The following is a 14,825-nucleotide window of genomic DNA, read 5'->3' as shown; positions in this document are numbered from 1 at the left end:
GTTACTCCTTTACCCAGTCCGGTGCGATGCGCACATATTTAATCGCCTGGCGAAAATAGGTGTAGGCGATATGCAGCTTGCCGTCCGCGCCCTGTTTGATGCTCGGATAGGAGAACTCGCGGTTGAGTTTTTCCTGCGAGTTATTGGTCATGCAGTAGCCGTCGCCCTCATCCAGGTGGCGCTGCCACGGCCAGCTTTTACCGCCATCCGGCGAGATTGCCACCGTCATCGGTGCGCGCGGTGCGCCCCAGAACGCGCTGCGCCCGCTGGTCACTGTCGGCTCTTTACGCCCGTCACCGTCGTCAATTTCATCGTACAGCGAAGCGCGGCGTTCGCTGGCTCCGGCGGCGCTCATGTGATTAAACACCAGCGCCAGCGCGCCGTCGGCAAGCGTTGTTACCTGAATCGAGGAGTTGTTGTTTGGCAATGTCGTCGGTTCCGGTACCGACCAGCTTTCGCCACCGTCGGTCGACTGGCTGTAGTAAATGTTGTCCGCCCAGCGGCTGCGAAACAGCGCCACCAGTTGCCCGCCTGGCAGTGCGGTGATGTTCATATGCACACAGCCGAGACTTTCCGGTACGTCAACATCGCGCCAGCTTTTGCCCTGATCGGATGAGATTTTCACCGCGCTAATGTCGTCATTGCCAACCCATTTTTCCCCGGGCTGGGTACGGCAATAAAAGACCGGTAACAGCCAGTTGCCGTTGTCCAGCACGGTGATTGGCTGGCGGATAAAGGTGCCAGGTTTGTCGAGCAAGGTGTTAATGTCACCCCAGCTGGCACCAAAATCATGCGACTGGCGATAGCGCACAATCGCTGTGTCCTGATTGCCGGAGATTTGCGCGGTCCACAGTAGCCACAGCACGTTGTCCGGGGCGAGGAACAGCACCGGGTTTTGCTCGGAACGGGTCGGATCGTCCGAGAGTTTTACCGCCTCGCTCCAGGCGGAGGCCCCGGGTGCCAGCCGCGAACTCCATACCGAAATATCCGCCACGCCTTCCTGCGAACCGCCAAACCAGACGCACATCAGCGTGCCATCCGGCAGCGGCAGAATATTGGCCGCGTGATTTTGCGGGCAGGGTGACGGCAGCATTGCCGTCACAACCTGAGCGTCTTGTGCTTGCGGGCGTAACACACCATCGCGATTTACCGTTACGGACATATCAAACTCCATTGTTGCGAACAGGGGTGGGCGCGTTATTTACCGTTTTTTGTACCGCTTTATTCGGGATTAAGCGGTCCAGCACCATCACCACGGCCGGGGTTACCAGCGCGATATACATATTGTTAATACCAAACGGGTCACCGAGCAGATACCACACTGAGGTCACCACACAGGCGGCGATCAAACCAGCGTTGGCACCGCGCGCGCTTTTGAATAACGGGGCATAGAACGCGATCACCGCGACCACCGAGATAGAGAGGCGGATGGCACGGGTAAAGAAGGAGAGTTTCAGCACTTCCGGCACCAGTAGCACGAAAATCAGCGGCAGGAAACCAATCAGCAGCGACAACCAGCGAGTGGTCTTAAACTCTTGTTCCGGCGTAGGTTTGCGGTACGGCACGTAGAAATCTTTCACCACCAGCGAGGCGATAGCCAGCGCAACGGTACTGACGCTGACAAAGATCGACGCAACGAGTGACGTTGTCACTAAACCGGCCACCCATGGGTTCATGTCCTGTAAGAAAATTGGCATCGCGTACAGGCTGTTGATCTCCGGGTGCAGGTATTTCGCCGCCACGCCAATCACCGCAATGGCCAGCGCAATCGGCAAACAGAAGAAGAAGGCGACCCAGGTGGAACGCTTCGCTGATTTCACATCTTTGGTCGAACAAATCGCCTGAATCACGAACTGAGTACAGAAGATGGAACCAATAGTGCCAATCAGCCAGGCAAAAATGGTGCTCGCGCCGAAGTTGCCGTCCCAGGTCCAGTAGTATTTCGGCATGTTTTCGATCATCGGTGTGAAACCGCCGGTTTTCGACAGGGCAAAACCCATGATCGCCAGAATGCCGAAATATTTTAGCGCGCTGTGCAGCAGCGTTACCCACGCCACGCCTTTCATGCCGCCAAAGGCGAAATAGAAAGTACTGACAATCGCGGTGATAAATGCCGCCACCGGCAGGTTCACTTTCAGCACCGTCGAGATGGCCGCCGCGCCGCTCACGTAGTTGCCAACGTTAACCAGCAGCAGGGCGTAAATCATGATAATCGAGATAATATTTTTGGTGCTGTTGCCATATTTTTCGGCGATCGCGCCAGAGATTGTGATTTTCCCGGTGTTATAGATGCGTTTGACCAGCAGCAGGCCAAACAGCGGGAAACCAATCGCCGCGCCGATAACCGACCACGACGCGGCAAAACCGTCTTCGAAAGCGGCCTGGGCGGTGCCTACCGTGGATTTCGCGCCAATGTATTCGGACATCAACAAAATCCCGACGATAAAGGCGGGCATCGCGCGCGAGCCTTCCATAAAATCGCCGGTGTTCTTGCTTCGTAAGCGAAACGTCAGCCAGGTGGTGAACAGAATATACGCCACCACAATGCCAACGATTATCAGGGTATCTTGAGCAGTAAAGGTGTTCATCTTTGCCTCTCTTCAGGGCGAGTGAATCCTGAGCGCCGCAGGCGCCCGGTTTTCTTATGACGATTAATCCCGCTATCAGTGAAGGTACTGGGTCACTATCTGGCGGATCTGTTGATGTTGTTGTTCGCTAAACGTGACAGCGTAACGGCTGTCGCCAACGTCGTATCCCATGATGTGTAACGCTTTTTTCACCGCAGCCGGAGAGAACGCGACGCGGTAGAGATCGGTGCGCAGCCCGGTAACGTTCTCCTGTGCCGCACGGGAACCGTCGATATCCCCGGCCTTGAAGCGCGACCAGATAGCGTTGATCGCCTGCGGCGCGACGTTTGCCAGACCGGAAATACAGGCCGAACAGCCGTCAACAAACCCCTGATGGATTAACGAATCCGGGCCGTTCAGCACGTCAAAATTTTCGCAATCCTTCACTGCCTGCAAAAAACCGCTCAGGCTTTCATAGCTGCCTGCGCTGTCTTTGATGCCGATGATGTTCGGGTGCGCCGCCAGCGTGCGGGCGGTTTGCGGTTCAATGGTGTTACCGGTGCGCGCCGGGATGTTGTAGAGAAAGACCGGAACGCTTAACGCATCCGCCACGGCGGTGTAGTGGGCAATCAACTCATCTTGTTTCAGCGGCACAAAATAGGGCGTGATAACCGATACCGCATCAACACCCAGTTTTTCAATCTGCTTACCCAGACGAATGGTGTCGCGCGTGGCGATCTCGCCGATATGCGCCACCACGGGCATACGCCCGGCAACCTCATCGACGCAGGTCGCGGTGACGGCCACTTTTTCCTGCTCATTCAGCACGAAAAATTCGCCGTTGGTGCCACCGCAAAAAATGCCGTTTCCGGCTGCCAACTGGCGGTTGATCTGCTGTTTGAGCGCCTGCGGGTTAACGTCCCCGTCAGCGTCAAAAGGCGTCACGATGGCGGTCAGCACGCCATTAATCTGCTTACTCATGACTCACTCCCTCGAATTGGGGTTAAAACAGCGTCTGATAAATAGCCTGCACGTCCTGGTGGCTGACGGTGCATGGGGCGTTGTTCATCAGGCGCTTGACGTTTAGCGCGGCGTCGCTCAGCGCCGGGACATCCTCGCGCGGCACGCCGAGCGCCTCGAGGTTGTCGGGCAGGTTCAGGCGTTTTACCAGCGCGGCAAACCACGCCACCAGCGCATGCGATTTCTCTTCCGCACTCAGCGTGGTGTCGGCATCAGGTACCAGATCCCACACCTGGGCAAATTTCTCTACCGCGTGGGGGCGCACCACTTTCATGCATGGCGCGAGCAGAATGGCGTTCGCCACACCGTGCGGCAGGTGGTATTTGCCACCGAGCGGATACGAAAGTGCATGCACCAGATGGGTTCCGGCATGGGTGATCGCCGCGCCGCCATAATAAGAGGCCCACAGCATCTCCAGCCTGGCGGTCAGGTTGTGCGGTTCATTGACCGCCGTTTCGATATTGCGCAGCAATTTGCCTAAACCGATCAGCGCCACATTGTCACTCACCGGGTTGGCGATAGTGGCGGTGAAGCACTCAATCAAATGGCACAGGGCATCAATGCCGGTAGAAGAGGCGATGTGCGCGGGCATGCTGGTGGTCAGCTCCGGCAGCAACGCCACGTAATCCGGTAGCATCACTGGTGAAATAATGCCGATTTTAGTGTCCTGCTCTGGGATGGCGAGAATGGCGTTGGGCGTGGCTTCCGAGCCGGTACCGGCGGTGGCGGGGATCAGCAGCGAAGCAACGCGGTCAGTCGGTTTTTCTCCCGCCAGCAGCGCGTCCAGCCCCGGTGATGCCGGGTGGCATAACACCGACAGCAGTTTGGCGACATCCAGCACGCTGCCGCCGCCAATGCCCACCACCAGATCCACGGCGGCGTCGTGCAGGTTTTGCACGATATTCACCACATCGTGCTGGCTGGGTTCGGGCGGAACATTATCAATAAGTTGCACGCGGCGACCGTTCGTCTCCAGCAATACACGGATCTGCTGGGTGGCAGCCAGTTTGATAATGTTGCCGTCGCTGACCAGTAACACTTTCTCTTTACCCGCAAGCAGCGGGGTAATCGCCGGGATTGCCCCCGCGCCGCTTATCAGGGTGCTGTTAATCGTTACCACAACCTTCTCCTGTCTCTGTTATGGTGATTGAACTCAATCATCTTTTATTCATCACCGTCACTACATGGCCTAAATTTATAATTTATTCGCAAACTGAATAAGTTGATCTTGCTCACATATAATCAATAATGATTGAATATAATCATATCCAGTGCATAATGACCCGGAGAAGGGATGAACGAACAACGCGTGGACAAACAGGTGGTGATGCTGGCCGATGATTTTACCGGCGCGAATGATGCGGGCGTCAGCCTGGCGCAAACCGGGATGCAGGTGGATGTCGCATTGACGACGCCGTTTGTAAGTACGGCGCAGGCGATCATTTTTAACAGCGACAGCCGCGCACTAAGCGTGAGCGAGGCAATGGCGTGCGTCACGGCATACACCAACGAGATAACTGCACGCTACAACCCCGGCTGGCTGGTGAAAAAGATCGACTCCACGTTGCGCGGCAATGTCGGCGCGGAAGTCGCGGCGATGAGGCAAGCCTGCAACGCGGCGGCGGTGATCATTGCCCCGGCGTTTCCGGCAGCCGGGCGCATCACCCGTAATGGTCAGTGCTATGTCAATGGCGAACTGCTCACGCAAACCGAGTTTGCCAGCGATCCGAAAACGCCGGTGACCAGCGCCGATATTGGCGCACTGCTGGCAGCCCACAACAGTGCAGCGTGTCGCTATGTGCAGCCTGCGCAACTGGCAAAAGCACTCGCACAGGCCACGCCAAATACGCCGTTGCTGCTGGTGGTCGATGCACAGAGTGATGACGATCTTGATGCGATCATCGCTCAGGCGGCAAACGCTGCCACAACGCCGCTGCTGGTCGGCTCTGCCGGGTTATGCGACGCGCTGGCGCGCAGGCTGGCGGCCGAAAAGCCGCATGCGATGCTGGCGGTGGTCGGCTCAATGAGTGAAATCGCTCAACGGCAGGTGGCGCGCGTCGCGCAGCAACCGAACGTGGAACATCTGCTGATTGATATCGACACGGTGTTTAGCGCCGCACAACCTGCATATCGCCAGACAATTGTTGCTGCGCTGGCACAAGGGAAACACTGCATTGTCCATACCTGCCCGGATGAGCAGGCGCGCCATCAGATAGTGGCACTTTGTGCGCGGCTGGGCGTAAGCCGTAGCGAGTTGGGAGAGCGTATCTGCACGTTTCTGGCGCAACTCACCTGTGACGTTTTGCGTGAGGTGAAGCCCGCCGCGCTTTATCTCTCCGGCGGGGATGTGGCGGTGGCGGTCGCACAGGCGTTAGGGGCGACAAGTTTTCGTATCCAGGGACGCGCCGCGGGGTGCGTACCGTGGGGTTATTTTTCAGGTTGCGAATGGCAACGACCGGTGATGACCAAAGCGGGTGGCTTTGGTGACGAAACTACCTTGCTTAAGGTTCTGCATTTTATCGAGGAGAAATCGAGTGACTAATATCATTGCTGTAACGATGGGCGACCCGGCGGGTATTGGCCCGGAAATTATTATTAAATCGCTGGTCGAGGGAGAGTTATCCGGTGCGCCGGTCGTGGTGGTGGGCTGTGCGCAAACCTTGCAACGTATTCTGGCACTCAATATCACGCCGCATGCCGAACTGAAAGTGGTTGAGCAGGTGGCAGACGCGCGTTTTGCCCCCGGCATCATTAACGTCATTGACGAACCACTGACCGATCCCGCCGGGTTGCAACCGGGCGTGGTGCAGGCGCAGGCGGGGGATCTGGCCTACCGCTGTGTGAAACGAGCGACCGAACTGGCGATGAAAGGCGAAGTGAAAGCCATCGCCACCGCGCCGCTGAATAAAGAAGCGCTGCACTTAGCCGGGCACCATTATCCGGGGCATACCGAACTGCTGGCGCACCTGACCGACAGCAAAGATTACGCCATGGTGCTGTATACCGATAAGCTGAAAGTCATCCATATCACCACTCATATCGCGCTGCGAAAATTTCTCGACACCCTTAATCAGGATCGGGTGAAAACGGTGATTCGCGTCGCCGATACGTTCCTGCGTCGCGTTGGCTATGACAACCCGCGTATTGCGGTGGCGGGCGTCAATCCGCACGCCGGGGAAAATGGTCTGTTTGGCGATGAAGAGATCAAGATTGTCGGCCCGGCGGTACAGGCGATGAAAGCTGAAGGGCTGAACGTTAGCGGGCCGTGTCCGCCGGATACGGTGTTTATGCAGTGCCATGAAGGGATGTATGACATGGTGGTGGCGATGTACCACGATCAGGGACATATTCCGTTAAAATTGCTGGGCTTTTACGATGGCGTTAATATCACTGCGGGTTTGCCGTTTATTCGCACCTCTGCGGATCACGGCACCGCATTTGATATTGCCTGGCGCGGAAAAGCGAAAGCGGAAAGCATGGCGGTATCCATTCAGTTAGCGATGCAAATTACACGGGAATAATATGAAGGGATATAACCGGTTAGAGCAGATTATGGACTATCTGAAAGGGCATAATCTGGTGACGGTAGATCAACTCGTGGCCGCCACGGACGCTTCACCGGCGACCATTCGCCGCGACCTGATTAAGCTCGATCAGGAAGGGGTAATCAGCCGTACGCACGGCGGCGTCACGCTGAACCGGTTTATCCCCTCGCAGCCTACCACCAGCGAGAAAATGCAGCGCAACCTGGCGGAGAAACACGCCATTGCCTGTGCGGCGGCAGCGCTGGTGAAAGCGGGCGACGCCATTGTGCTTGACGCCGGAACAACGATGATTGAGCTGGCACGCCAGCTGACGCACTTGCCGCTGCGGGTGATCACCAGCGATCTGCACATTGCGCTGTTTCTTTCGGAATTCAAACAGATAGAAGTGACGATCATCGGCGGGCGCATTGATGATTCCAGCCAGTCCTGCATTGGTGAGCACGGGCGTAAATTGCTGCAAAATATCTGGCCGGATCTGGCATTTGTCAGCTGTAACGGCTGGGATTTGCAGCGCGGCATCACCGCGCCGACCGAGGAGAAAGCGGCGCTGAAACACGATTTGATCGTCAATGCAAAACGCCGGGTGTTGCTGGCAGACAGCAGTAAATACGGTGCGTGGTCGCTGTTTAACGTGGCGAATCTCGATTCGCTGACCGATATCATTACCGATACGCAGCTTAGCCCCGAGATCCGCCAGCAGCTTGCCACTTTGCCAGGCCGGTTAACCTTTGCCGATTAACGGTGTCAGTTAGGGCAAGCGGGCAATATTCGCTTTAATAACATCAGCGGAGTGGTTGAATTTTGCCACTTCGTCACCTTCCAGTTGCAGTTCAATAATCTGTTGCACGCCGTTTTGCGCCAGCACGGCCGGTACGCCAATCGCCACGTCGCTGACGCCATACTCCCCGTCCAGAATGCAGGAGATCGCCAGTGCGCGGTGGCTGCCGGTGAAGATATTGCGGCAGATCTCGGCGATGGTGCCGGCGATGCCGTACTCCGTACAGCCTTTACGGGCGTAAATCTCAAAGCCGTGGCGGCGCACTTTGTCCGCCAGCGCGTCGACATCCAGTTGCTGGCCAGTTTTGCGCCGGTAAACATCGGCAATCGGCGAACCGTACACCGACGAGTGCGACCACACCGGAAACTGGGTGTCGCCATGCTCGCCGAGGATAAACGCATCAATACTTTGCGCGCCAATATCGAGCGCCTGGGCCAGTGCGCGGCGTAAGCGAGTGGTATCCAGCCAGACGCCGGTGCCAATCACCTGGTTGCGCGGCAGCCCGGAAATTTTCCACACCTGCCAGGTAATGATGTCGCACGGATTGGTTGCCACCAGAAAAATACCGTTAAAGCCGTTTGCCATCATCGCCGGCACAATATTTTTAACGATCCGCGCGGTGTTGGCCAGCTCATCAAGGCGGGTTTGCCCTGGCTTTAACGCGCCGCCGGAAACGGTGATCACCGCAATATCCACGTCCGCGCACTCTTCAACCGGGCGGGTGGAAATGGCCATCATACCGGGCATATACGCGGCGGCATCTGCCAGATCCTGGGCGTGGCCTTCGACCCGTTGCTGGTCTAAATCCACCAGAATTAACTCTTCACAAATGTTCTGGTTCAGCAGGGCATAAGCAGCAGATGCGCCGACATTGCCTGTGCCGATAATCATCACTTTCCGGGCTTTGGTGTTCATGAATATTCCATTTTCTGCATCGTATGTTGCGTAAGGTACAACCTATATTCTTCGGAGCGCAATCTCGTCAGGCGGTGCTATAGGTTATTCATATGACATAGGTAGCAAATTCTTGTTTATTTTTAACAGGCTAATAACAAGGAGCCCGCTATGTACCGCATCGTTGATGCCACGGCCACGCAACCGGATCTGATTGCGCTAATTGCTGCTCTGGACGCCTACCAGAGCGCACTTTACCCGGCAGAGAGTAACCATCTGCTTGATCTCGCGGCATTACCCGCCGGAACGCTGATTTTGCGCAAAATTATGCATCACGACGAGGCCGTTGGCTGCGGCGCGGTGGTACTGAACAGCGACGGCAGCGGCGAGATGAAACGGGTGTTTATCGATCCCCGCCATCGCGGCCAGCGACTGGGGGAAAAATTGCTTGCGGCGCTGGAGCAGGCGGCGGCCAGGAAATCGTGTCATACCTTGCGGCTGGAAACCGGCATTGAACAGCATGCCGCAGTGAAACTGTATCAGCGCTGCGGGTATCAAATTTGTGAGGCGTTCGCGCCGTACAGCGCCGATCCGCTGAGTATTTTTATGCAGAAGTCGCTGGTTGCGGAGCCGCATTCAACAGGGCAATAAACGCCTCCAGATGGCGGGTTTTCGCGCCGCGCCGCCACACCAGCCAGGTGGTGAGCCAGCGCCAGTTCTGCGCCAGCGGCCAGGCTTCCACCTGGTGATGACCGGGCATGCTTTCCAGCATGCTGCGCGGGATCAGCGCCAGACCCGCTCCGGCAATGACGCACGCCAGCATGCCGTGGTAAGACTCCATTTCATGAATTTTACCGGGCGTGGCGCGATCGGCGTGAAACCAGCTTTCAAAATGGCGGCGGTAGGAGCAGTTGGCGCGAAACGCGTAAATGCTGGCACCGTTCACCTGAGCCGCATGGGTAATCACTTCATGACCGACAGGCGCGACGATCATCATCTCTTCGCGGTAAACCGGAATGCCTTCCAGGCCGGGATGCATAATCGGGCCGTCAACAAACGCCGCGCTGAGCCGCCCCTCCAGCACGCCATCAATCATGGTGCCGGAAGGGCCGGTGGCGAGATCGAACTGAATGCGCGGATAGCGCTGGTTGTACTGCGCCAGCGTCGCCGGAATGCGCACCGCGGCGGTGCTTTCCAGCGCGCCGAGCGAAAACAGCCCTTGCGGTTCATCACCGGCGACCACCATCCGCGCTTCATCGACCAGCGCGAGGATCTGCTGGCTGTAGCGCAAAAAACTGTGCCCGGCGGGAGAAAGGCGCAGGCGCTGGTTTTCGCGGATAAACAGATCCACGCCGAGATCGGACTCCAGCTGGCGAATGCGCGTCGTCAGGTTTGACGGCACGCGGTGCACCTTCTGCGCTGCCTGGGTAATGCTGCCGGTCTGCGCCACGGCGTTAAACATCTCAAGCTGGGTTAAATCCATGCCATTCTCTCTTCGTGAACAGGGTGGTTAATATTATTCAGTTTTCAGAAATAACAAATTGCGCCATCCTTGCGCAAGTCCTGAACACATTTAGCGGAGTATTTATGCCTGTTTCCTCAATCACGCACGCGCTTTCCATCAACCCGGCCACCGGCGAAACCCTGCGCACAACCCCCTGGGCCAGCCGTGAAGAGGTTGATACGGCAATTGAACTGGCTACCAGCGGTTATCGCCAGTGGCGGCTGTTGCCGGTCAGCGAACGTGCGCAAACCTTACGTCGCCTCGGCGATGCGCTGCGCAAACGCGGGGAAGAGATGGCGCAGATGATCCGCCAGGAGATGGGCAAACCGATTTTGCAGGCGCGCGCGGAAGTGAACAAATCTGCCGCGCTGTGCGACTGGTACGCGGATCATGGTCCGGCGATGCTGGGCAGTGAGCCGACGCAGGTCGAACAGCAGCGGGCAACCATTGAGTACCGCCCGCTGGGGCCGATTCTGGCGGTGATGCCGTGGAACTTTCCGTTGTGGCAGGTGCTGCGCGGTGCGGTGCCGATCCTGCTGGCGGGTAACAGCTACCTGCTGAAACATGCGCCAAACGTGCTGGGTTGCGCGGCGTTAATGGGTGAGATCTTCGCTGAGGCCAGCGTTCCGCAGGGCGTTTTTGGCTGGGTGAATGCTACCAATGACGGCGTGAGCCAGGCGATTAACGATCCGCGTATCGTCGCCATTACCGTAACCGGCAGCGTGCGCGCGGGAGCCGCTATTGGCGCGCAGGCCGGGGCGGCGCTGAAAAAATGCGTCCTTGAACTCGGCGGTTCTGATCCCTTTATTGTGCTCAACGATGCGGATCTTGAACTGGCGGTGAAAGCCGCAGTAGCAGGGCGTTACCAGAACACCGGACAGGTCTGCGCCGCCGCCAAGCGTTTTATCGTCGAAGAGGGCATTGCCCAGGCCTTTACCGAGAAATTTGTTGCCGCCGCCGCCGCGTTAAAACAGGGCACGCCGGACGAGGAAGAGAATTATCTCGGGCCAATGGCGCGCTTTGATCTGCGTGACGAGCTGCATGCGCAGGTCGAAGCCAGCATCAACGAGGGCGCAACGTTGCTGCTCGGCGGTGAGAAACTGGCGGGCGAGGGGAATTACTACCCGGCCACCGTGCTGAGCGGTGTGACACCAGAGATGACGGCGTTTCGCCAGGAGCTGTTTGGCCCGGTCGCCGCTATCGCAACCGCGCGCGATGCACAGCATGCGCTGGCGTTGGCGAACAACAGTGATTTCGGCTTGTCGGCTACCGTCTTTACCGCCGATCCTGCGCAGGCACAACATTTTGCCGAACAGCTTGAGTGCGGCGGTGTATTTATCAACGGCTACAGCGCCAGCGATGCCCGGGTGGCCTTTGGCGGCGTGAAAAAGAGTGGTTTTGGCCGTGAGCTTTCGCACTTCGGCCTGCATGAGTTTTGCAATATCCAGACGGTGTGGAAAGATCGTCTGTAAGCGAAACGCGCCCCGGCGGGGCGCGTCACTGCTGGCTGTCATGGACCTGTCATGATCCTTTTGTAGACTCACGGCAACTTTGTGGTTATAGAAGAATATCATGAACTTAAAGCAAATTTTCCGCCGTATTTTGCGGCGCGTTTCTCCACGACAGTTTGGTTTGCTCGCCGGGATTTTCTGCATTATTGGCTTGTTTTCGGCACTGCAAATCGCCTCCTCGTCTGTCCTTTCCGCGTCACTACGTAACGCCCAGCATAATGAACAACTCAACCAGCAAGCGCACCTGCAACAGGTGCGGGTCGACGAAGCGCGCATTGCGCTCCTGACGGCAAGCGATCTGCTCAACCGGGCGGGCGTCTATTTTATGCAGGATAAAGAAACCGGCTCGGAAGGGAGCTGGCACAGCCTGATGGATGAAACCCATAAAGCACTGGAAATCTCGCAAAAAGCCTGGCAAGCGTGGCTGGCGCTCAACCCGCCTAAAGATGAGTCGCTGATTAACAGCTATCAGCTTTTCTACGGCGCGCTAAAAGAGCAGGCCGACGGGCTGGTGAAAACCCAGTCGATTGACGCCTTCTTCGCCGTGCCGGCGCAGGCGTTTCAGGCGGATTTCAATGACAACTATGCCCGTTTCCAGCAGGCCAGCGAAGCGCGCGCCGAGCAGGGACGCCAGGCACTGATGGCTAACCTTGCGCAATTGCAGCATGTGTTTGTGCTGGTGCCTGCGCTGCTGGTGGTGATTGCGGTGCTGGTCTGGTTTGCCATGTCGCGCTGGGTGATTACCCCGCTACGCAGCCTGATAGCGCACATCAATATTCTGGCGGCAGGCGATCTGGGTACGCCATTGCCGCCGGTGAAACGCTTTAACCGGGAAGTCGACCAGCTCGGCCTCAGCATCGGCACCATGCAGCAGGGATTACAGCAACTGGTGATGCAGGTCAGCGACGCCACATCATCGATGGTCGATACCATTCGCCGCCTCGCTGAGGATAACCAGTCGCTGTATCAGCAGTCGGCGAAACAGGCGCAGGAACTGACGGATGTGACCGAGCATATCGCTACGCTGGAATCGCATGTGGAAGGTAATACCGGTTTTGCTGAACAAGCGCGCAAACAGGCCGATGAGGCGCGGGAAGTCGCCGCCGGTGGCGATCGAATGATGGATACGGTGAATCAATCGATGCGCGAGATTGTCGAGCGCTCGGCGGAGATGCGCAACATTGTGGCGATGATTGATGGCGTCGCTTTCCAGACCAATATTCTGGCGCTGAACGCGGCGATTGAAGCGGCGCATGCCGGCAATCACGGCCGCGGCTTCGCGGTGGTGGCGAAAGAAGTGGGGCTGCTGGCGCGCAAGAGCAGCCACTCCACGCAAACCATTCAGCAATTGATTAACCACTCCTTACAGGGCATCAACGACGGCACCCAGGCGGTGAGCCGCCTTGAGGATAACCTGCAGCAGGTCACCGGGCTGGTCGGGCATTTAAGCGGCGTACTGAGCGAAATTTCTGCCGCCACCCTCAGCCAGGGCGACAGCATTCACAAAATGACGCGCCGCCTGCACTCGCTTAACAACGTTGCCCGTCGCACCGGGGAACTGGTCTCAACGGCCACCGAAGCGTCGGAAAAATTGCACAATGATTCTCATCAACTGATGCAAGCGGTTGCGCGTTTTCGACTTCCTGCCTGACGCAATACATTCGCCTCTGTTATACTCGCAGGCCATTTTTGGCCTGTGGGTAGCAAGGAGTCAGAGTGGCAACGGTGATGGATAATGGCGTACTGGAGGCGGTGCTCGCTGAAGTACGCCCGCTGTTGGGGCGCGGCAAGGTTGCGGATTATATTCCGGCGCTGGCGTCGGTGAGCGGCAACAAGTTGGGCATTGCCATCAGCACCGTGCAGGGCGAACACTTCCAGGCGGGCGATGCCGATGAGCGTTTCTCCATTCAGTCAATTTCCAAAGTGCTGAGTCTGGTGGTGGCGATGAACCACTACGCGGAAGAGGAGATCTGGCAGCGGGTGGGCAAAGATCCCTCCGGTCAGCCGTTTAACTCACTGTTACAGCTTGAAATCGAGCAGGGCAAGCCGCGTAATCCCTTTATCAACGCCGGGGCGCTGGTGGTGTGCGATATGCTGCAAAGCCGCCTTAGCGCGCCGCGCCAGCGCATGCTGGAAATTGTGCGCAAACTCTGCGCCGCGCCGGATATCGCCTACGACAGCATGGTCGCGCGATCTGAATTCGAGCACTCCGCCCGCAATATGGCTATTGCCTGGCTGATGAAGTCCTTCGGTAATTTTCATAACGATGTCGCCACTGTGTTACAGAACTATTTCCACTATTGCGCACTCAAAATGAGCTGTGCCGAATTGTCGCGCACCTTTTTATTTCTCGCCGATGGCGGACACAGCGCGCAGCAGGCAACGCCGGTGGTGACGCCGATGCAGGCTCGGCAGATTAACGCCCTGATGGCGACAAGCGGTATGTACCAGAACGCCGGAGAGTTTGCCTGGCGCGTCGGGTTACCGGCGAAATCCGGCGTCGGCGGTGGCATTGTGGCGATTGTGCCGCATGAGATGGCAATTGCGGTCTGGAGCCCGGAGCTGGATGAAGCGGGCAACTCACTGGCTGGTGTTGCGGTGCTGGAAGCGTTAACGCGCAAGTTGGGGAGATCGGTCTATTGATGAATGATTTCGCGCCGTTGTTTGCCCGGCTGGGACGGTCAACATTCCGTTCGCGTTTTCGCCTCGGGGTGAAAGAGCGCCAGTACTGTCTGGATAAAGGTGCGGAGGTGATTGCATCCCATGCGGCGGATTTTGTCGCGAAACGCCTTGCGCCAGCGTACCCACAAAATGATGGCAAACAGACGCCGATGCGCGGCCACCCGGTGTTTATCGCTCAGCATGCCACGGCTACCTGCTGCCGGGGATGTCTGGAAAAGTGGCACAACATCCCGCATGGTCAGGCGCTAACGGAATCGCAACAACACTACATTGTTGCGGTGATTTACCAGTGGCTGGTAATGCAGATGAATGCGCCGCGCTGAA

14 protein-coding genes are annotated in these 14,825 nt (G+C 57.4%); 8 read left to right on the top strand and 6 right to left on the bottom strand.

Annotated features, from left to right (window positions below; genetic code table 11):
- Position 1: 1 nt before the first annotated feature.
- The 4 genes from M8Q36_RS19150 to M8Q36_RS19135 all read right to left on the bottom strand — a co-directional run bounded on the left by M8Q36_RS19150 (position 2) and on the right by M8Q36_RS19135 (position 4,707).
- Positions 2-1,162, bottom strand: a complete 1,161-nt coding sequence (locus M8Q36_RS19150; RefSeq protein ID WP_249881980.1) for a sialidase family protein — start codon at positions 1,160-1,162, stop codon at positions 2-4.
- Position 1,163: 1 nt separating this feature from the next.
- Positions 1,164-2,588, bottom strand: coding sequence for a sodium:solute symporter family protein (locus M8Q36_RS19145; protein ID WP_249881979.1), 1,425 nt, complete (start codon positions 2,586-2,588; stop codon positions 1,164-1,166).
- Between the two features lie 75 nt (positions 2,589-2,663).
- Positions 2,664-3,548: a dihydrodipicolinate synthase family protein gene (locus M8Q36_RS19140; protein ID WP_249881978.1), complete on the bottom strand. Its 885-nt coding sequence runs from the start codon at positions 3,546-3,548 to the stop codon at positions 2,664-2,666.
- Between the two features lie 22 nt (positions 3,549-3,570).
- Positions 3,571-4,707: an iron-containing alcohol dehydrogenase gene (locus M8Q36_RS19135; protein ID WP_249881977.1), complete on the bottom strand. Its 1,137-nt coding sequence runs from the start codon at positions 4,705-4,707 to the stop codon at positions 3,571-3,573.
- 174 nt (positions 4,708-4,881) lie between these two features.
- On the opposite strand from M8Q36_RS19135, the gene dtnK reads away from it, so the two are divergent.
- From dtnK to M8Q36_RS19120, 3 genes are read left to right on the top strand one after another with little or no spacing between them, the layout of a single operon-like run.
- On the top strand, positions 4,882-6,129 hold the full coding sequence (gene dtnK / locus M8Q36_RS19130; protein ID WP_249881976.1) for a D-threonate kinase: 1,248 nt from the start codon (positions 4,882-4,884) through the stop codon (positions 6,127-6,129).
- Positions 6,122-7,108 (top strand): D-threonate 4-phosphate dehydrogenase, encoded by a 987-nt coding sequence (locus tag M8Q36_RS19125; RefSeq protein WP_249881975.1) that lies wholly within the window; start codon positions 6,122-6,124, stop codon positions 7,106-7,108. The genes dtnK and M8Q36_RS19125 overlap by 8 nt, the downstream gene beginning before the upstream one ends.
- 1 nt (position 7,109) lies before the next feature.
- Positions 7,110-7,871: a DeoR/GlpR family DNA-binding transcription regulator gene (locus M8Q36_RS19120; protein WP_249881974.1), complete on the top strand. Its 762-nt coding sequence runs from the start codon at positions 7,110-7,112 to the stop codon at positions 7,869-7,871.
- 9 nt (positions 7,872-7,880) lie between these two features.
- On the opposite strand, the gene M8Q36_RS19115 is transcribed toward M8Q36_RS19120, so the two are convergent.
- A complete protein-coding gene (locus M8Q36_RS19115; protein ID WP_249881973.1) occupies positions 7,881-8,825 on the bottom strand; it encodes an L-lactate dehydrogenase in 945 nt (314 codons plus the stop codon).
- Between the two features lie 150 nt (positions 8,826-8,975).
- Here M8Q36_RS19115 and M8Q36_RS19110 point away from each other — a divergent pair, with 150 nt between their 5' ends.
- Positions 8,976-9,455 carry a GNAT family N-acetyltransferase gene (locus tag M8Q36_RS19110; RefSeq protein ID WP_249881972.1) on the top strand — a complete coding sequence of 160 codons (480 nt, stop codon included), beginning with the start codon at positions 8,976-8,978 and terminating at the stop codon, positions 9,453-9,455.
- Here M8Q36_RS19110 and ptrR read toward each other — a convergent pair.
- A complete protein-coding gene (ptrR, locus tag M8Q36_RS19105; RefSeq protein ID WP_249881971.1) occupies positions 9,409-10,287 on the bottom strand; it encodes a putrescine utilization regulator PtrR in 879 nt (292 codons plus the stop codon). The genes M8Q36_RS19110 and ptrR overlap by 47 nt on opposite strands.
- Positions 10,288-10,391: 104 nt before the next feature.
- Between ptrR and sad the strand changes: the two genes are divergently transcribed.
- The 4 genes from sad (at position 10,392) to M8Q36_RS19085 (ending at position 14,824) form a co-directional block, all read left to right on the top strand.
- Positions 10,392-11,780: a succinate-semialdehyde dehydrogenase gene (sad, locus tag M8Q36_RS19100; RefSeq protein WP_249881970.1), complete on the top strand. Its 1,389-nt coding sequence runs from the start codon at positions 10,392-10,394 to the stop codon at positions 11,778-11,780.
- Positions 11,781-11,880: 100 nt separating this feature from the next.
- Positions 11,881-13,470, top strand: a complete 1,590-nt coding sequence (locus tag M8Q36_RS19095) for a methyl-accepting chemotaxis protein (protein ID WP_249881969.1) — start codon at positions 11,881-11,883, stop codon at positions 13,468-13,470.
- Positions 13,471-13,535: 65 nt separating this feature from the next.
- Positions 13,536-14,462, top strand: coding sequence for a glutaminase B (gene glsB / locus M8Q36_RS19090; protein WP_249881968.1), 927 nt, complete (start codon positions 13,536-13,538; stop codon positions 14,460-14,462).
- Entirely contained in the window at positions 14,462-14,824 is a 363-nt protein-coding gene (locus tag M8Q36_RS19085; RefSeq protein WP_016496160.1) for a DUF4186 domain-containing protein, read from the top strand. Before glsB ends, M8Q36_RS19085 begins: the two co-directional genes overlap by 1 nt.
- Position 14,825: the final 1 nt, after the last annotated feature.

The sequence above is a fragment of the Kosakonia sp. R1.Fl genome (assembly GCF_023516815.1).
GTDB lineage: Bacteria > Pseudomonadota > Gammaproteobacteria > Enterobacterales > Enterobacteriaceae > Kosakonia.
This window is presented reverse-complemented; position numbering and strand designations above follow the sequence as displayed.